The organism is Pseudonocardia alaniniphila (genome assembly GCF_022524485.1).
Classification (GTDB): domain Bacteria; phylum Actinomycetota; class Actinomycetes; order Mycobacteriales; family Pseudonocardiaceae; genus Pseudonocardia; species Pseudonocardia alaniniphila.
In genome coordinates, this window is sequence record NZ_JAKXMK010000020.1 from 188,545 (window position 1) to 206,209 (window position 17,665).

A 17,665-nucleotide genomic window follows, 5' to 3' on the forward strand; every position below is an offset into this window, starting at 1 on the left:
CACATCGGGCGTGGACCGCACCGGCCGGCGCTCGTACGGTCGGGCCATGGCTACCGAGCTCGAGCACTTCCGGATGACGATCGGCGGGAAAGCCGTCGACGCACTGTCCGGCCGCACATTCGAGTCGCAGAACCCCTACACGGGGCAGTCGTGGGCCGTGGTGCCCGACGGGGGACCTGAGGACGTCGACACGGCGGTGGCCGCTGCGCGGGCGGCCTTCGAGAGCGAGGAGTGGTCCGGGCTCACCGGTTTCGCGCGAGCGGCGCTGCTACGACGCCTGGGCGACCTCGTCACGGAGAACGCGGAGCGGCTGGCCCGGCTCGAGGTGAACGACTCGGGCAAGCTCTACCGCGAGATGATCGGCCAGCTGAACGGGATCGGCACCTGGTTCCACTACTACGCCGGGCTCGCCGACAAGATCGAGGGCCGCCAGATTCCCCCGGGCAATCCCAACTACCTCGTGTACACCCGCCGCGAGCCGGTCGGGGTGGTCGCGGCGATCACCCCGTGGAACTCTCCGCTGCTGCTGATGACCTGGAAGCTGGCCCCCGCGCTCGCGGCGGGCTGCACGGTCGTCGTCAAGCCGTCGGAGCACGCGCCCGCGTCCACGCTCGCGTTCGTCGAGCTGGTCGAGCGGGCCGGCTTCCCGGCGGGCGTGGTCAACGTCGTCACGGGCCTCTCCCGGGAGGTGGGAGCCACGCTCGCCGCCCACTCCGGCGTGGACAAGGTGGCGTTCACGGGGTCCACCGCCACCGGCAGGGCGGTCGCCGCGGCTGCTGCGGAGAACATCAACAAGGTCACGCTCGAGCTGGGCGGCAAGTCCCCGCAGATCGTCTTCCCGGACGCCGACCTGCAGGCAGCGGCCAACGGGCTGGTCGCAGGCGTGTTCGCTGCCACCGGTCAGACGTGCATGGCCGGGTCCCGGCTGATCGTGCACGCCGACGTCCACGACGAGCTGGTGGGCCTCGTCGCGGAGCGCGCCGCGCGGATCCGGCTCGGCGACCCGAACGACCCCAGCACCGAGATGGGTCCGGTCGCCAACCGGCCGCAGTACGAGAAGGTGCTCGGATTCCTCGAGTCCGCTCGGGCCGAGGGCGCCACGATCGCCTACGGCGGTGCCGCCGACGAGGGGCTGGGCGGGCTGTTCGTCCGGCCGACCGTGCTCACCGACGTCACACCGGGCTCCACGGTGGTACGCGAGGAGGTGTTCGGCCCGGTGCTCGCCGCGCTCACCTTCACCGACGAGGACGAGGCGCTGAAGCTCGCCAACGACACCCCCTACGGGCTCGCCGGTGCCGTGTGGACGAAGGACGTGCACCGCGCCCACCGGGTGGCCGCGCGGCTGCGCGCCGGCACCGTCTGGATCAACGCCTACCGCGTGGTCTCGCCGGGCGTGCCCTTCGGCGGGTTCGGCGCCAGCGGCCTCGGCCGGGAGAACGGAGCGGCCGGGCTCGACGAGTACCTGGAGAACAAGTCGGTGTGGGTCGAGCTCACCGGCGGCACCCGCGATCCGTTCACGCTGGGCTGATCACGCCCGTGGGGCCAGGACGCGTCGCGGGGTGAACCGGAGCTGCGGGTCGCGGCCGGTCATGACGCAGTACGTCGAACCCCTCTGCCCGGACGCACCGCCGTGGCGGCCGTCGGGGGTCAGGGCGAGCACCCGCAGCTCCGCGCGGAACTCGTCGGGCAGCGTGGCGGCGTCGGCGAGCATGGCTGCGCACGCGGACTCCGGGTCGTCCCCGGCAGCCAGCCGGTCGACGACGGCACGGGCGCCGGTGGCCCGGATGGCCAGCTCGCCCCGGCCGGTACACGCCGCGCCCCCGTAGCGCACGTCGCAGTAGTTGCCTGCGCCGGCGATCGCCGAGTCGCCGACCCTGCCGGGGTACTTCCACGGGTAGCCACTCGTGGAGACGCCGACCACCAGCTCGCCGCTGCCGTCCAGGGCCAGGACGTTGATCGTGCCCCACGGCCCGTCGTGCGGGGCCAGCCGCTTCACGAGCTCCAGCGCCGCGAGCCGGTAGGCGATGTCCCCGGAGACACCTTGCGTGTTCTCGCCCTCCACGGACTCACCGGTGACCGACAGCGCCTCCTTCCACTGACTGCGCGCCTCGTCCGTGAGGAGCTCGGCCTTGCCGAACCCGCACTCGTCGGCGAAGAGCTCGGCGCCTTCACCGACGAGCAGCGCATGCTGGGGAAGGCGTTCCATGACGGCGCGGGCGACGGAGATCGGATGGGGGTAGCCGTGGAGCGCGGCCACAGCCCCGAATGCCCGGGTGGAACCGACCATCACGGAGGCGTCCAGCTCGACCTCTCCGCGCGCGTTGGGCAGGCCCCCTGTGCCGACGTAGTGGTCGGCGAGGTTGTCCTCGCAGAGCCGCAGGGCCGCCTCCACCGCGTCGAGCGCGGATCCACCGCCCAGGAGCACCGCCATCCCGGCGGGCAGGCCCGCCTCGCTGCGCTCGCTACCGATGATCACCGGTTCGGTCACCGGGCATGTCCTTTCGCCGTGGGGTCGTGGGTCGTTCGGGGTGCCGGCAGGCGGCGACGTGATCGAAACGGCACTGCCGTTCCCCAGATCTGGACGGCGGGGCCGTTCGTACATGGGCCGGATCCGGGGCTCAAGCGGACGCGCGGGCCAGGCCCATCAGCAGGCCGTCGGCTGTGACGGCGGGGCTGCTCGTGACGAACAGGGGTACGCCCGCCTCGGGGGCGCGGATCTCGGTCCGGTCGTCGCCGAGCAGGCCACTGACCGTGCCGAGCAGATCGCCGGCGTCCACGTCGGTGCCGGGTGCCACAGCGGGTTCCCACCACCCTGCTGTGGTCGTGCGCAACCACACCCAGCCGTCGTGCTCGACGGGCGGAGCGGGCACGGCCGTGCCAGTGGACGGGCGGGTGTCGATCCCGAGGAGGCGGGTGATGTTCGCGAGGCCCGTGAGATGGCGGTCGACGCTCGCCCGGTCGAGGATGCCGTTCTGGCCCGCTTCCGCGGTGATCGACGGGACACCGAGGTCGGCGGCCACGGCGGAGGTGCTGCCCCCGACGGTGCGCCCGGCGCGGGCCTGCCGGACGACGTGGCCGAGCCCGTACGCGTGGGCCAGCCGGCGGGACTGCTCCTCCACGGGGGACTCGTCGTAGAGCACGAACGGCTCGAGTGCCTCGGGAAGGTCACCCGCGTGCAGGTCGAGCAGGTAGTCCGTCGGCCGGATGAAGGCCTCGGTGATGTGGTGCGCCAGCACCTCGGTGAACGTGCCGCCCGGATCGCCGGGGAAGCTCCTGTTGAGGTTCTTCTCGTCGAGCGGGACGACGAACGCGGACCGCTCCCAGAAGGACAGCAGGTTCACGACCGGCACCGCGGTGATCCGCCCGTGGACCCACGCGGGGTCGAGGGCACGGGCGAACTCGCGGACCGCGGCGATGGAGGTGTACTCGGCGCCGTGGACGCCAGCGATCACGGTGAGATGCGGGCCGGCCGACTTCCCGGCCACCTCGACGTAGGGAACGGCCAGTGCGCCGTCGGGGAGAGGGACGATCAACTCGTGCACAACGTGCAGGTTGCGCGTCGGGCCGCTGTCGAGGGAACCGTCCCGCCGCGGGTGTGGGTGGCGTCACCACTCACGGAGCCCGTCGGCGGGCGGGTGAAGCTCAGCTCGCGTAAGCGCGCAACCTGTCGGCCCGCTCGCCGATGCGGAGCTTCGCCATCACCTCGCGCTCGATCTGGCGGACGCGCTCCCGGGAGAGCCCGAAACGGCGTCCGATCTGGTCGAGCGTGCACGGCTGACCGTCGTCGAGGCCGTAGCGCATCCGGATGACCTGCTGCTCGCGGTCGTCCAGGGTGGCCAGGACGCGCCGCAGGTCGTCGTGCAGCAGGTGCGAGATCACGGTGGTCTCGGCGTCGGTGGCCTCGCCGTCCTCGATGAAGTCGCCGAGCGGCGCCTCCTCCTCGGACCCCACCGGCATGTCCAGGCTCACCGGGTCGCGAGCGTGGTCCAGCAGGTCGGAGATCTTCTCCTCGGCGATGCCGGACTCGGCCGCCAGCTCCTCGTGAGTGGCGTCGCGTCCGAGCTTCTGGTGCAGATCGCGCTTGATCCGGGCCAGCTTGTTCACCTGCTCCACGAGGTGGACGGGCAGCCGGATCGTGCGGGCCTGGTCGGCCATGCCGCGCGTGATCGCCTGCCGGATCCACCAGGTGGCGTAGGTGGAGAACTTGAAGCCCTTGGCGTAGTCGAACTTCTCGACCGCCCTGATCAAGCCCAGGTTGCCCTCCTGGATCAGGTCCAGGAGCGGCATCCCGCGGCCGGTGTAGCGCTTCGCGAGCGAGACCACGAGCCGGAGGTTGGCCTCCAGCAGGTGGTTACGCGCCCGCATGCCGTCGCGGACCACGGAACGCAGGTCGGCCGCGTACCGGGCCTCCAGCTCCGTGCCCTCCTCGGCAGCCGAGTCGAGCACGTGCTGGGCGAACACCCCGGCCTCGATCCGCTTGGCCAGCTCGACCTCCTGCGCCGCGGAAAGCAGCGCCGTCTTGCCGATCCCGTTCAGGTACACGCGCACCAGATCGGCAGCCGGGCTCTGAGCGTCCAGGTCCTCCGCGGACAGCTCCGGACGTTCCGAGGTGGCCTCGGAGTGGTCGGAGTCGGTACGCTGCGTTGGGATGGTTGGACCGGCTGCGTTCGTGGGCCCGTTCTTCGTGGGCGCTGTCATCTATCCTCCCCTGCCGCCACCCGGCGGGGCGCTGTCGGTCGCCTTCGCCGGGGTTCTCAGCAGCTTCAACGCGTCCATGCGACAGAACGTTCCCGCAGCACTGTGGCGCACAGCGCTTTCTCAGCGGCCCCTCAGACTGGGCACCCGCGGACCGGGCGTCCCCGAATCGGACATCAGGGAGCAGGCACCCGCGGGGTAGCTCCCGGGTCCGCCACGGCGTCCTCGGCCCGGTTCCGGCCGCGGCCCCTGACCGACCCCGCCCGCCGCGGCACCGACAGCTCGTGCACGGTCTCCATGAGAGGCGGCCAGTCCTTCCGCAACGCGTCGCGGCCCATGAACAGCCCGAGGTGGCCGCCGGTGGCGGTGCGGACCTGGATGTCCTGCCGTGGCGTGCCCACCGCGTCGGCGGCAGCGAACAGCTGCGGGGGCGGCGTGATGTGGTCGGTCGAGCCGGCGAGCAGGAACAGCGGACATGTGATGGCAGTCATATCGGCCCGCCTGCCGTCGATCACGAGATCGCCGGAGATGAGCTCGTTGCCCCAGAACAGGTGCTCCACCAGCCACAGGTAGAAGGCACCCGGGATGTCCTGGGTGTATTTGAACCAGTCCTCGAACACGCGGTAGCGCTCCACGTGCTTGGCGTCGTCGATGTGCTCGAGCAGCTGCAGCTGGCGGGAGATCTCGGACTGTGGCTGGATCGCGATGAAGTTCGACAGCACGGCCTTGCCGGGCATGTTGCCGCCGCCCATCGCGACGAGCGCCTTGTAGGGGGCGAGGCCGAACGCGCTGGTGAGTGTCCGCGTGGAGGAGGCGATCACTGACTCGCCCACGTGGAAGTCGATCGGCGCGCCCGCCAGCGTGAGGGTGTTCACGCGCTCGGGGTGCAGTGCGGCGTAGATGGTGGCGAGCCACCCGCCCTGACAGTCGCCGATGAGGTTGGCGCGCCCGCCCATCAGCTCGATCGACCGCTCGATCACGTCGAGGTAGTCGGTGATGGTGACGCCGGTCGTCTCCGAGGTCGCGGGACGCCAGTCGAGCACGTACAGGCGGGTCAGGCCCGAGGCCTTGATCACTGCGAGCTGGCTCTGCGTGGGGGAGAAGTCGACCACGCTGGAGGAGTGCCCGGCCTGCGGCGGCAGCACCAGTGTCGGTACGACTCCGGCCTTGCCGGTGTCGGCGGGTGGGTCGCTGAAGTCGCGCAGGTGCGCGAACGGCGTGCTGAGAACGATCTTGTTGGGCAGGTGCCAGCCGGGGACACTGCGGTCGCGCATGGCGCGCCACCAGCGCAGGCTACGGTCGGCCAGCTCGAACGGGCTCGTTGAGCGGGCAAGGGCATCGCCCCAGAGCGCACCGCTTGCCCGGGTCAGCTCGGCGAGGCCGCCTGCGGCCGCTGCCGTGTTGTAGCCGGTGAGGTGCGCCAGGGCGGCCACGAGGTCGGCCGGCCCGTTCTGTTGCGTGCCAGTACTCGAGATCGCGGACATGGCGAACTCCCATCAACAGTGAGGGGGTGAGGAGGAAGGCTCGAGTCGTTTGGCTTCCGACAATCGAGTTACCAGACAGTAGCTCCGTCTGTCCGGCCCGGCAACATCGAGTGATGATGGCGTTTCGCGGCGGGGGGCGCGAAAGGCGATGATGGGTGTATGAGCGCAGCGCAGGCGGGACCCGACGATTCGACGGACGACGGCCCGCCGGCCGCCACGCCATGGGTCGCCCAGATGAACGCGCTGGGAGAGTTCATCCGGGCTCAGCGGCAGCTGGCCAATCTGTCATTGCGGGAGATGGCGTCGATGACGAGCGTCTCCAATGCATATCTCAGCCAGGTGGAACGCGGCCTGCACCAGCCGTCACTGAAAGTCCTGCGCTCGATCGCCGATGCATTGCAACTCTCCACGGAGCAACTGCTCTCGCAGGCCGGCTGGGTCACCGGAACGGCGTCCGCGTCGACTGGCTCGGCCGACTCGGGTGGCACCGAGGAGGCGATCCGCAAGGACCCGCGGCTCACTCCGGAACAGCGCGCAGCGCTGCTGGGTGTCTACCGCAGCTTCGTCAACGGCGCCTCGGGTTGAGAGGGCGGGATCACACCCACCTTGCTTGACATACTTATCACCGGTGCGCAGTCTAGGTAGCGCCAGACGTCACCGAGCACGAAAGGCACCGAGCCATGAGCGCTCCGACCGACCAGTTCATCGAGATCGCCAACCGCACGCAGGAGGCCGTCACCACGGCCGTGCGTACGTGGGCGGACACCGTTCAGACCTTCACCGGGAGCGTCACCGGCTCCCGCCCGTCGCTGCCCAACGCTCAGGGCGCCGTCGACCGGTACTTCGACTTCGCCGAGCAGATCCTGGAGAGCCAGCGCCGCATCGCCAAGACGGTGCTGACCGCCGGTGCCCAGGCTGCGGAGACCATGACCGAGCAGGCCGCACGCACTGCGGAGACGGTGGCCCAGCGCACCGCCAGCGCCACCGAGACCGCGGTCAACAAGGCCGCCGACGTCGGCAAGGCCGCCGCCGAGCAGACCACCGCCACGGCTCGCGCCGCCCGGAACGCCGCCGACAAGTGAGCTGACAGCGGCGCGCCCGGTGCCGCAGCAGCACACCGTTCGACGGCAGAAGAAGCCCCGCCCGGTCCGTCCGGACGGGGCTTCCGTCGCAGCCGTCGCCTGCCCCCGGCTCAGACGTCCACGAGCACGGTGAACGGCCCGTCGTTCACCGACTCGACCTCCATCATGGCGCCGAACACCCCCGTGGCAACGGTGGCGCCGCGCTCCCGCAGTGCCGCCACCACCGCATCGACCAGCGGCTCGGCCTGCTCCGGCGGGGCGGCCGCGGACCAGGACGGTCGCCGTCCCTTGCGCGTGTCCCCGTACAGCGTGAACTGGCTGACCACCAGCAGCGGCGCGTCCAGCTCGGCGCACGACCGCTCGTCCGCCAGGATGCGCAGCTCGTGCAGCTTGCGGGCCATGACGGGCGCGGCGTCGGGGCCGTCGGCACGGGCCACGCCGAGCAGCACCAGCAGCCCCGGCCCGTCGATCCGGCCGACGACCGCCCCGTCCACACGTACCTCGGCCCGGCTCACGCGCGCGGCCACCGCCCTCACCGAGCCTGCTCCCCGGCGGGCACCAGCACGCCGTGCCGCACGAACTCCCGCACCGCGGGGAGCGTCGCGGTGACCAGCTCGCCGGTCGGCCGGTCGTGGGCGAACGACAGCAGCTCCAGAAGCTCGCTCAGTGGCAGTACTCCCTGGCACCCGGCCAGCAGCGCTGCGGCAGGACCGTCGACCTCGTGGCGCCACCGTGGGCCGTCCCGCCGGGCGACGGCGGAGCCCACCTCCGTCCAGCCCTCCGCGCCGGGTTCGGCGTAGGTCTCCAGCAGCACCGACGGCGCCACGGTCAGCCGCTCCGCCAGCAGCGCCGCGTCACCGCCGTGCTCACGCAGCCAGTCCACCCGGTCCAGCCAGCCCTCGACCTCCGGCCCGAGCGGGTCGTCCACGTCGCCGGGCAGGTCCTCGAACACCACCACGGGATCGCCGCCGGGACGGCTGCCGCCCGGGCGGCGCAGCGTGATGAAGCCGAAGCCGACGGCCTCCACACGCTCGCGTTCCAGCCAGTCCAGCCACGCGCCGGCCTCCTCACGGGCTGCGGGTGAGGTGAGGTCGATCCCCGAGTCGCGCTGCCACGTGCCGACGTGCAGGGCCGGATCGGCCACCTCGCGCTGCACGACCCAGGCGTCGATCCCGTCGGGCAGCCACGAGCGCACCCGCTCGGGCCAGTCCTCGTCGCGGACGTGCAGCCACGAGCCGAGCAGCTGCGCCACGCCGCCCGGTTCGAGGTGCTCGGGCAAGGACCGGATCAGCGCGGCGAGCGCTGCGTCGCCGCTCTGCCCGGAGTCGCGGTAGACGTAGTCCACGCGGGCCGGGCCGGGCACGAACGGCGGGTTGGAGACGATCTGGTCGAACCGGCGCCCGGCCACCGGCTCCAGCCACGGCCCGTCCACCAGCTCGACGTCGAGGGCGTTGAGGGCGAAGGTGGCGCGGGCCATCGCGAGGGCCCGCGGGGCGACGTCGGTGCCGGTGACGCTGCGGGCGTGCCGGGTGGCGTGCAGGGCCTGCACCCCGCATCCGGTGCCGAGGTCGAGCAGCGACCCCACCGGGCGGCGGGCGGTGGCCGCCGCGAGCGTCAAGGACGCGGCACCCACCCCGGTGACGTGGTCGCGTTCCTGGCGGCGCTGGTCGAGGTCGGAGAACACCCACCAGTCGCCGTCGGTGTCGCCGTAGGGGCGCAGGTCGAGCTCGGCCGCCCAGCCGCCCGGATCCTCCCGGAGCAGCCCGGCCGCGGCCGCGTCGGCCGGGGTGAGCGGGGCGAGCGCGGCGGCGACGGCCGCGTCCGGCTCGACCGCGCCGAGCAGCAGCAGCCGCACGAGCACGCCGAGCTCCCCGCCGTCGCGGGTCGCGCGGAAGGCGGGCTCCACCTCTCCCCGCCCGAGTGCGGCATGCGCCGCGGCCCCGAGCAGTGCCCGGACGCCGTCGGTGGTGTAGCCGGTCCGGAGCAGTGCGGTGCGCAATGCGTCGGCGGAGGCGGGTGAGAGGTGGGGAAGCACGGCAGAAATCCTCTCAGCCGCGGTTGCGGCGCTACTCTTCCGCCGTGCCCATTCGCCTGAGCCAGGACGCCGACGCCGACGCACTGCTCGACCGGGACCCGTTCGCGCTGCTGGTCGGCATGCTGCTCGACCAGCAGTTCCCGATGGAGCGTGCCTTCGCCGGCCCGGCCCTGCTCGCGCAGCGCCTCGGCCGCACCGAGCTCGACCCGCGCGAGCTCGCCGCCTACGACCCTGCCGCACTGGTCGAGATCTTCCGGGGGCCGCCCGCGGTGCACCGCTACCCGGGATCGATGGCCGGACGCGTACAGGCGCTGGCCGCGTCGGTGGTCGAGCAGTACGACGGCGACGTCACCCTCTTGTGGCGCGACGTCCAGGACGGCCACGAGCTGTTCGGCAGGATCGCCGCCCTGCCCGGGTTCGGCAAGCAGAAGGCGCAGATCTTCACCGCGCTGCTCGGCAAGCAGCGCGGGGTGACGCCGCCGGGATGGCGTGAGGCGGCCGGTAGCTACGGCGACGACGGCTCGTACCGCTCGGTCGCCGACGTCGTCGACCCCGCCTCTCTCGTCCGGGTCCGCGAGTTCAAGCAGGCGGCCAAGGCCGCGGCAAAGAGCGGAGTGGCTCCGGCGAAGGGCTGACGCCGGGGCACTAGCATCGAACCGTGCACCAGGTGCCCCCTGCACTCCGCGACGTCCGCGTGGTCGACCCCGACCAGGTGTGCGACGCCGCGGCCGTGCTCGCCGACGGTGAACAGCTGCAGCACTCCGCGGCCGTCCTCGACGCGCTCGGCGACGTGCACCGGCTGAGCATCCTGCTGGCCTTGCACCACGCCGGCGACCTCTGCGTGTCCGACCTGGCCTTCGCGGTCGGGATGAGCGACAGCTCGGTGTCCCACGCGCTGCGGCTGCTGCGGGCGCACGGAATGGTCACCGCGCAGCGTCAGGGGAGGTTGGTCCGATACCGCGTGGTCGGCGAGCTGACCACACGGCTGCTCGACGTCGTGTCGGAAGGTGTGGTCGGCGACGTCGAACTGCACGCGCACCGCGGATCGGGCACGCATCTGGACGCCGTGCCCGCCGTCAGCGACTGACCGGCCGCAGCCGTCAGGACGCGGCGCGGGTCGACAGGCGCGCCGATCGCGTGAGTGGCACGATGGCTCGTGGAGGCGGACGAAGGGCCAGCGGCCGGGCCACCGCTCAGTGTCAGCACCGCCGGGCGCCGGCGCCGTCTCGGCCAATGAGGGAGTACCCGTGGCAGATCCGCACCGCGCGGTGGAGCCGGTCCTGATCACCGACGCAGCTCTCTCCTACGAGGAGGAGCTGGCCACCCGCAAGCGCCGCTACAAGATCATGATGGGGATGCGCATCCCGTGCATGGTGCTGGCGGCCGTCTTCTACCAGATTCCGTGGCTCGCGGTCACGCTGCTCGTGCTGTCCATCCCGCTGCCGTGGATCGCCGTCCTGATCGCCAACGACCGCCTGCCCAGGAAGACGGAGTCCGTCAACAGGTACAAGGCCGAGCGGCGCCAGGTCGAGGCGCGTGACCACCCGGTCATCGAGGGCTGACCGCAGTCGGGGGACGGGCCCCGTCGTGGCGCACTGCGGCCGCTCCGGCCACGCAGCCCGCCCGTAGGGACTCGGCGGGGTCCGCGCCGCCCAGCCACGCGACGAGCAGCCCGGCGTCGAACGCGTCGCCCGCGCCCGTCGGATCGACCGCGTCGACCTGCTGGGCAGGCGCGTGCCAGCGGCCGGCGTCGTCGATCCAGCGGGCACCGCGGGCCCCGTCGGTCACGGCGACAGCCCGCGCCGTGCCCGTCGTGACCAGATCCGCGGCGGAGCCGCCGAGTGCGTCGAGCTCGTCGGCGTTGGGCAGCAGCAGGTCGACTCCGCGCACCCACTCCCGGAACTCCGCGGTGATCGCGGGTGCCGCCTGCGGGTCGACGGACGTGCTCATCCCAGCCGTGCGGGCGGCGGCCAGTGCCGCGAGCCCTGCCGGGCGGGACGCCGGGTCGAGCAGTACGTAGCCGGACAGGTGCAGGTGGTCGTTTTCGCCCAGGGCGGGGAGGTCGGCCGGTTGCAGGCGGGCCGCCGCGCCCCGGTCCGACAGCATGGTGCGATCGCCGTTCTCCACCAGCACCACGACGGTGCACGTCGGCTCGTCCGGGTCCACGGCCACCGCGGGCAGCACCCCGGCCGCGGCCAGCTCTGCCACGGCCGCTCGGCCTGCGGCGTCGGCACCCACCCGTGCGACCAGCGTGACCTCGGCACCGAGGTGGGCGAGCCAGGCCGCGGTGTTCGCTCCGGCGCCACCGCTCTCGGTCCGGATCCGCGCCGGCACGTCCGCCCCGGTGACGGCCGGAGTGCGCGGTGCCACGAGCACGTCGACGGCGATGTCGCCGACCACGACGATCCGTGGGCGGCGCGCGTTGCTCACGGGTGCCGCCCGGCGGAGGCGAGAGCGACGGCGACCTGCGCGGCCAGCTCCGCGTTCGCCCGCACGAGCGCGAGGTTCGTATGCAGGCTCGCCCCGCCGCTGCCGGCGTGGAAATGCTCCAGAAGCGCAGGCGTGACGTCCTTGCCGCTGATCCCGCGCCGCGCCACGAGCGCCATGCCCTCGTCCAGCAGCCGGTCGTGCAGGCCGGCGTCGAGCTCGTCGCCGGGAGGTACGGGCTGGGCCAGCACCATCCCGGCGGGCGACCCCAGTGCGCGGTGGGCGCTCCACACGGCGGCGGCATCGGCGGGGGTGTCCACGCGCCAGGGCACGGGATGCCCGGAGTCGCGCCGGTAGAACCCGGGGAACATGTCGGTGCGGTAGCCCAGCACGGGTACCGACGCCGTCTCCAGCACCTCGAGCGTGGCGGGCACGTCCAGGATCGACTTCACCCCCGAGCAGACGACGAGCACGCCCGTGCCGGCCAGAGCGGCGAGGTCCGCGGAGACGTCCCAGCTGTCCCGGGCGCCGCGGTGCACCCCGCCCAGGCCCCCGGTGGCGAAGAGCGGCACGCCCACCGCGTGCGCGAGCGCCGCCGTGGCCGCCACCGTGGTGGCGCCGTCCCGGCGCAGGCCGACGGCCACGCCGAGGTCGCGGACCGACAGCTTGACGAGCCCGCCGCCGCACACCCGGTCGAGCTCGGCAGGGGAGAGCCCCACGCGAGGCACCCCGTCGAGCACGGCGACCGTGGCAGGTACAGCGCCGTGGCGACGGACCGCAGCCTCGAGATCGTCGGCGGCGGCCCGGTTCTGCGGGCTCGGCAGCCCGTGCGCGAGCAGCGTGCTCTCCAGCGCGACGACGGGACGCCCGCCGGCGACGGCATCGGCGACCTCCGCCGCCAACGCGACGGGTGCGGGCGGTGGGGCGGGTGGGGAGACGGGAACCGGCACGTGCGGCATCATGGACGACATGGCCACCCAGGTGCTGCCCGACGTCGAGACCCGCCCAGAGGGCACCGACACCACGGGCAACGACGAGCCCAAGATGTTCCACTACGTGAAGAAGAACAAGATCGCGGAAAGCGCGGTCCTGGGGAACATGGTGGTGGCGCTCTGCGGCGAGACGTTCCCGGTCACGAGATCGCCCAAGCCGGGGTCTCCCGTGTGCCCGGACTGCAAGAAGATCTATGACACATTGCGGCCCGGCGGCGACGCCTGATCGGTCGGCGGTGAGCACGGTGCCGGTGCGCAGCGTTCTGCGCGGATGGCTGTATGACCGCCTCGTGGCGGGAATGACCACTGACTGGTATCGCGCGGTTCTGTCGCGACTACCCGACGGTGCGCGCCTGCTCGACGTGGGCATCGGTACCGGCGCGGCGCTGGCCCGGTGCGCGGATCTCGTGCGGGCCAAGCGGCTCGACGTCGTCGGGCTCGACATCGACCCCGACTACCTCTCGCGGTGCCGCACCGAGATGGCGAACGCACAGCTGTCCGAGCAGGTCTCCCCGGTGCTGTCGTCGGTGTACGACCACCGCGGCGGCCCGTACGACGCCGCGTACTTCAGCGCCAGTCTCATGCTGCTGCCCGACCCGGTCGCGGCCATCGCGCACGTGGCGTCGCAGCTCACCCCGGACGGCAGGCTGTTCGCCACACAGACCTTCCACCACCGCCGCTCCCGCCTGCTGGAGCGGGCCAAGCCCCTCGTCCGCCACATCACGACGATCCACTTCGGACGGGTGACCTACGAGGACGACTTCCGCAAGGCGTTCGCCGATGCCGGTGTGGAGTTGATGGAGCTCATCACGCTGAGCGGCACCAGGCACTCGTCCTACCGGCTCGCGGTGGCGAGGATCGGTGACGACACCGACGGCCGGGGGTGCACGGCGGCCTGAGCCGCTCGTGCCGACTCACCGCTGCAACACGTACTCCCCGGGTGCGGGTGCCACCGCGTGCATCCCGCGCCCTCCGAGCTCCGGCGGCGCGTCGCGCAGGGGGCCGCTGCGCTCGCCGAGCCATGCGAGGTGATCCGCCCACCAGGAGCCGGCCACGGGCCGTGCCGCGGCCAGCCAGCGCCCCGCGTCGGGCGGAGTCGTCTCGGCGACGTGGAACTCGGCGTCGGGGTCGTCGGGCGGGCACACCACCGAGGCCGCGCGGCCGCCGGTGGACAGCACGAACCGGCTGGTGCCGCCGAGCAGCTCCGTGGTGCGGTAGCAGGACTGCCAGGTGTCCGAGCCGGATCCGGCCACGACGTAGGTGTCCCGGTCGATCTTCGACAGATCGACTGCCGTGCCGAGCATCGCGGCCGCCCCGGGCGTCACCAGCGAGTTGTCCTGTGCCACGTCCACCAGTGCGCGGTGCAGGGCGGCGGGAAGGCGAACCGTGTCGGCGAGCCACGACAGCACCTCCGGCGCCGGTGCGGCCGACCGGCCGGTGCCGTGGTGCGGCGCCCGGTTGGGCCGGAGGTCGTCCGGCTGCCGCCGGGCCAGCGCCGCCACGAGCCCGCTGCCGTCGAGGTAGCCCCGCCGTGCCGACGCCGCCACGGCGCCCCGCGCCGCGTCGGTGTCGTGAGGGCCGTGGCCCTCGTGGTCGAGCATGGATGCCGCGAATGTCACCGAGGCCACGCGCTGCTGAGCGCCCATGGCCGCGAGGTGCGCCAGCAGCATCGCCGTGATGGCGCCGCCCGACCAGGAGAAGGCCATCAGCGATGTTCCGGAGGTGCGGGTGATGTGCTCACATGCGTCGATCGCGTCGAGGACGGCCCGGCCGTAGGTGTCGAGGTCCCAGACGGCGTGCTCGGGGCCCGGGTTGCGCCACGACAGGAGGAACACCTGCTGGCCACCGCGGACGAGGTGCTCGACGATGCTGCGCCTGGGCGCCAGGTCGGCCAGGTAGTACCGGGTGGCCAGCGGCGGCACGACCAGCAGGGGCAGGTCGCGGACCTCCTCGGTCTGCGGCAGGTACTGGATCAGCTCGGCCACGGGCGTGCGGAGAACGACGGCACCGGGAGTGGCGGCGACGTCCGTGCCCACATCGAACCCGCATCGGGCCCCCGGCGAGGCCGCCGCGCGGGGCGGCGTCGCGAGATCGCCTGCGAGGCGGACCACCCCGCGCACCGCGTTCTCACCGCCGAGAGCGGCCCGCCACACGGCCGGGTTGAGCGGGGTGTTGCTGGGTGCGAGCGCATCGACGAGTGCGGTGACCGCCGAGCGGATCCGTTCGTCGTCAGGTCCGTCGAGCCCGGCGTCCGCGATGAGGTCGGAGGCGATGGCACCGGCCACGATGTGGGTTTGCACGAAGCGGCGCAGCAGCGGGTTGTCCGACCACGCGGGGTCGGCGTAGCGCTCGTCGCGCGGGGACGGGGCCAGGGTGGAGCGGCCCAGCCCGATGCGGGCGAGCTCCGCGGCGAGTCCGGCGCCCCGGCGGGCCACGGTCAGCGGACGTCCGGCGAGCGCCGCCGCCATCCGCACCGCGGGAGCGAGCAGATCCGGGCGTAGCGGGCCGGACGCGACGTCGGCGAACAACATCTCGAGTCCGAGCGCGGCCTCGGCGGCGTCGAGGCGCGCCTGGCCGACGCCGCGATGCTCGTTGGTCATCTGCACCCCTCGTGATTCTGCAGTGCCCTGGTCCCGGCTGGTGGCTCGCGAACACAGGATGGACCACCCGGGCGACCGTCGAGCGCGCGGGCGCCGACACGGCGCGGGGCACGGCGCGTCGCGCGGCTCCGCCCCGTTACGCTGACCAAGACCGTCGGCGGCCGGACCCGCCGTGATCCCCGCCCTGGGGCCCGCGCCGACGCGGGGGCCCGTGCGGGGCCGATCCCGAGCACAGCGTGCGCGACGTTGAGGGAGTTGTGTGTCCCAGGCCCAGCAGATCGCTCCTTCTTCGCGCCCGCTCCGGGCCTGGCAGCGCAGCGCACTCGCCCGGTACCTCGCCTCGGCACCTCGTGATTTCCTCGCGGTCGCCACGCCCGGCGCGGGCAAGACGGCCTTCGCGCTGCGGGTGGCCGCGGAGCTGCTCGCCGACCGGGTGATCAACGCGGTGACGGTCGTCACGCCGACCGAGCACCTCAAGCACCAGTGGTCTGGCGCGGCGGCCCAGGTCGGCATCGCGATCGACCCCGACTTCCGCAACTCGACCGGTGCCACGTCCTCGGACTACACCGGAATCGCGGTCACCTACGCGGGTGTGGCGGCCCACCCGCTGCTGCACCGGGCCCGCACGGAGAACCGCCGCATGCTCGTCATCCTCGACGAGGTGCACCACGCCGGGGACGCCCGGTCCTGGGGTGACGCGGTCAAGGAGGCGTTCGACCCGGCCACCCGCCGGCTCACGCTCACCGGCACCCCGTTCCGCAGCGACGACAACCCGATCCCGTTCGTCGACTACCTGCCCGACGCCGAGGGTGCCCTGCGCAGCCGGGCCGACCACGCCTACGGGTACGCGGAGGCGCTCGCCGACGGCGTGGTCCGGCCCGTGGTCTTCATGGCCTACTCGGGCGTCTCGAGCTGGCGCACCAGCGCGGGGGAGGAGATCACCGCGCGGCTCGGCGAGCCGATGACCGCTGAGCAGACCGCGCGGGCGTGGCGCACCGCGCTCGATCCCGGCGGCGAGTGGATCCCGGCCGTGCTGTCCGCAGCCGACAAGCGGCTGACCGGCCACCGGGCCGGCGGGATGCCCGACGCAGGCGGGCTCGTGATCGCCACCGACCAGACCACCGCCCGTGCCTACGCGGCCATCCTCACCGACGTGACGGGCACGCCGCCCGTGGTGGTGCTGTCCGACGAGCAAGGAGCCTCGGCCCGGATCGCCCGGTTCTCGGAGTCGGACGACCGCTGGATGGTGGCCGTGCGCATGGTCAGTGAGGGCGTGGACGTCCCGCGGCTCGCGGTCGGCGTCTACGCGACCAGCGCGTCCACCCCGCTGTTCTTCGCCCAGGCCGTCGGTCGCTTCGTCCGGTCCCGGCGGCAGGGGGAGACGGCCTCGGTGTTCGTGCCGAGCGTCCCGGTGCTGCTCGGGCTGGCGAGCGAGCTCGAGGCCCAGCGCGACCACGTGCTCGGCAAGCCGCATCGCGCCGACGAGCAGTGGGACGACGAGCTGCTCGCCCAGGCGCAGCGCCAGGAGGACGAGCCGGGGGAGGACGAGAAGGCGTTCACCGCGCTCGGGGCGGAGGCCGAGCTCGACCAGCTGATCTACGAGGGCCGTTCGTTCTCGGCCGACGAGGAGGACTACCTCGGCCTGCCCGGGCTGCTCGAGCCCGAGCAGGTGCGCACGCTGCTCAGCCAGCGCCAGAAGGAATGGCTGACCCGCTCCCAGCGCGCTCAGGCGGCCGCTCCGCCACCTCCGCCCGCCCCGCCTGCCGAGCGGCCTCAGCTGTCGGTACGGGAGCAGCTGGGTGCCCTGCGCAAGGAGCTCAACACGCTCGTCGCGCTGCAGCACCACCGCACGAACAAGCCGCACGGCATGATCCACAACGAGCTCCGCAAGCTGTGCGGCGGACCGCCCACGGCGATGGCCAGCATCGAGCAGCTCGAGGAGCGCATCGCCACGCTGCGATCCTGGCGGTGACGGGGTACGGGCCGCCCGGGACACGACAACGGGGCGGGAACCTGAAGTTCCCGCCCCGCTGTAGGTCGCTGTTGAAAGGGCCGGCGGAGCCGGCCCCTGTCAACTGCCTGACTGCACGTCGATCTCCAGCTCGCGGAGCTTGTCGGCGTGCGCCCTTGCGTGGTGACCGCAGAACAGCAACTCGCCGCCCGACGGCAACACGGCCCGAACCTTTGCGGCCGCTCCGCATCGGTCACAGCGGTCAGCGGCGGTCAACTCGGGCCGGGTCAGGGTTCCTGGCTGCATAGCGGTCTCCCTCCGTCTCGACGCCGGATGATCTCCGGCGCCGCTTGCTGTGACGACCGCTCGCGCGGTGCGTCCACACTCTCAGACGTACTG

19 protein-coding genes are annotated in these 17,665 nt (G+C 72.7%); 9 read left to right on the forward strand and 10 right to left on the reverse strand.

Annotation, left to right across the window (positions count from 1 at the left end; genetic code table 11):
* Positions 1-46 precede the first annotated feature (46 nt).
* The gene (locus MMF94_RS23560; protein ID WP_241039321.1) at positions 47-1,528 is read left to right on the forward strand and encodes an aldehyde dehydrogenase; all 1,482 of its coding nucleotides are present in this window, start codon (positions 47-49) and stop codon (positions 1,526-1,528) included.
* Here MMF94_RS23560 and MMF94_RS23565 read toward each other — a convergent pair whose 3' ends face one another.
* From MMF94_RS23565 to MMF94_RS23580, 4 genes are all read right to left on the reverse strand, one after another.
* Positions 1,529-2,488, reverse strand: a complete 960-nt coding sequence (locus MMF94_RS23565) for an isoaspartyl peptidase/L-asparaginase (protein WP_241039322.1) — start codon at positions 2,486-2,488, stop codon at positions 1,529-1,531.
* Between the two features lie 130 nt (positions 2,489-2,618).
* Positions 2,619-3,542 (reverse strand): succinylglutamate desuccinylase/aspartoacylase family protein, encoded by a 924-nt coding sequence (locus tag MMF94_RS23570; RefSeq protein WP_241039323.1) that lies wholly within the window; start codon positions 3,540-3,542, stop codon positions 2,619-2,621.
* Positions 3,543-3,642: 100 nt separating this feature from the next.
* The gene (locus tag MMF94_RS23575; protein WP_241039324.1) at positions 3,643-4,698 is read right to left on the reverse strand and encodes a sigma-70 family RNA polymerase sigma factor; all 1,056 of its coding nucleotides are present in this window, start codon (positions 4,696-4,698) and stop codon (positions 3,643-3,645) included.
* Positions 4,699-4,871: 173 nt separating this feature from the next.
* Positions 4,872-6,179, reverse strand: coding sequence for an alpha/beta fold hydrolase (locus MMF94_RS23580; protein ID WP_241039325.1), 1,308 nt, complete (start codon positions 6,177-6,179; stop codon positions 4,872-4,874).
* Between the two features lie 159 nt (positions 6,180-6,338).
* Between MMF94_RS23580 and MMF94_RS23585 the strand changes: the two genes are divergently transcribed.
* Both MMF94_RS23585 and MMF94_RS23590 read left to right on the forward strand, forming a co-directional pair.
* Positions 6,339-6,764: a helix-turn-helix domain-containing protein gene (locus MMF94_RS23585; RefSeq protein ID WP_241039326.1), complete on the forward strand. Its 426-nt coding sequence runs from the start codon at positions 6,339-6,341 to the stop codon at positions 6,762-6,764.
* A 95-nt stretch (positions 6,765-6,859) separates the two neighbouring features.
* Complete coding sequence (locus MMF94_RS23590; protein ID WP_241039327.1) at positions 6,860-7,261, forward strand: hypothetical protein; 402 nt, start codon at positions 6,860-6,862, stop codon at positions 7,259-7,261.
* Positions 7,262-7,371: 110 nt separating this feature from the next.
* Here the strand turns inward: MMF94_RS23590 and dtd are convergent, their stop codons facing one another.
* Positions 7,372-7,797: a D-aminoacyl-tRNA deacylase gene (gene dtd / locus MMF94_RS23595; protein WP_241039328.1), complete on the reverse strand. Its 426-nt coding sequence runs from the start codon at positions 7,795-7,797 to the stop codon at positions 7,372-7,374.
* The gene (locus MMF94_RS23600; protein ID WP_241039329.1) at positions 7,794-9,296 is read right to left on the reverse strand and encodes a DUF7782 domain-containing protein; all 1,503 of its coding nucleotides are present in this window, start codon (positions 9,294-9,296) and stop codon (positions 7,794-7,796) included. Before MMF94_RS23600 ends, dtd begins: the two co-directional genes overlap by 4 nt.
* Positions 9,297-9,340: 44 nt before the next feature.
* On the opposite strand from MMF94_RS23600, the gene MMF94_RS23605 reads away from it, so the two are divergent.
* The 3 genes from MMF94_RS23605 (at position 9,341) to MMF94_RS23615 (ending at position 10,858) form a co-directional block, all read left to right on the forward strand.
* Complete coding sequence (locus tag MMF94_RS23605) at positions 9,341-9,931, forward strand: HhH-GPD-type base excision DNA repair protein (RefSeq protein WP_241039330.1); 591 nt, start codon at positions 9,341-9,343, stop codon at positions 9,929-9,931.
* A 23-nt stretch (positions 9,932-9,954) separates the two neighbouring features.
* On the forward strand, positions 9,955-10,383 hold the full coding sequence (locus tag MMF94_RS23610) for an ArsR/SmtB family transcription factor (protein ID WP_241039331.1): 429 nt from the start codon (positions 9,955-9,957) through the stop codon (positions 10,381-10,383).
* A gap of 160 nt (positions 10,384-10,543) precedes the next feature.
* Entirely contained in the window at positions 10,544-10,858 is a 315-nt protein-coding gene (locus tag MMF94_RS23615) for a DUF3099 domain-containing protein (protein ID WP_241039332.1), read from the forward strand.
* On the opposite strand, the gene MMF94_RS23620 is transcribed toward MMF94_RS23615, so the two are convergent.
* Positions 10,845-11,726 (reverse strand): carbohydrate kinase family protein, encoded by an 882-nt coding sequence (locus tag MMF94_RS23620; protein WP_241039333.1) that lies wholly within the window; start codon positions 11,724-11,726, stop codon positions 10,845-10,847. The genes MMF94_RS23615 and MMF94_RS23620 overlap by 14 nt on opposite strands.
* Positions 11,723-12,682: a pseudouridine-5'-phosphate glycosidase gene (locus MMF94_RS23625; RefSeq protein ID WP_241039381.1), complete on the reverse strand. Its 960-nt coding sequence runs from the start codon at positions 12,680-12,682 to the stop codon at positions 11,723-11,725. Before MMF94_RS23625 ends, MMF94_RS23620 begins: the two co-directional genes overlap by 4 nt.
* Before the next feature lie 10 nt (positions 12,683-12,692).
* On the opposite strand from MMF94_RS23625, the gene MMF94_RS23630 reads away from it, so the two are divergent.
* Complete coding sequence (locus MMF94_RS23630) at positions 12,693-12,941, forward strand: DUF3039 domain-containing protein (RefSeq protein WP_241039334.1); 249 nt, start codon at positions 12,693-12,695, stop codon at positions 12,939-12,941.
* Positions 12,942-12,951: 10 nt separating this feature from the next.
* Positions 12,952-13,614: a class I SAM-dependent methyltransferase gene (locus MMF94_RS23635; RefSeq protein ID WP_241039335.1), complete on the forward strand. Its 663-nt coding sequence runs from the start codon at positions 12,952-12,954 to the stop codon at positions 13,612-13,614.
* Between the two features lie 15 nt (positions 13,615-13,629).
* On the opposite strand, the gene MMF94_RS23640 is transcribed toward MMF94_RS23635, so the two are convergent.
* Positions 13,630-15,315 (reverse strand): PHA/PHB synthase family protein, encoded by a 1,686-nt coding sequence (locus MMF94_RS23640; protein WP_241039336.1) that lies wholly within the window; start codon positions 15,313-15,315, stop codon positions 13,630-13,632.
* 259 nt (positions 15,316-15,574) lie between these two features.
* Here MMF94_RS23640 and MMF94_RS23645 point away from each other — a divergent pair, with 259 nt between their 5' ends.
* The gene (locus tag MMF94_RS23645; RefSeq protein WP_241039337.1) at positions 15,575-17,287 is read left to right on the forward strand and encodes a DEAD/DEAH box helicase; all 1,713 of its coding nucleotides are present in this window, start codon (positions 15,575-15,577) and stop codon (positions 17,285-17,287) included.
* Between the two features lie 99 nt (positions 17,288-17,386).
* On the opposite strand, the gene MMF94_RS23650 is transcribed toward MMF94_RS23645, so the two are convergent.
* Entirely contained in the window at positions 17,387-17,572 is a 186-nt protein-coding gene (locus MMF94_RS23650) for a DUF7455 domain-containing protein (protein WP_241039338.1), read from the reverse strand.
* Positions 17,573-17,665 lie beyond the last annotated feature (93 nt).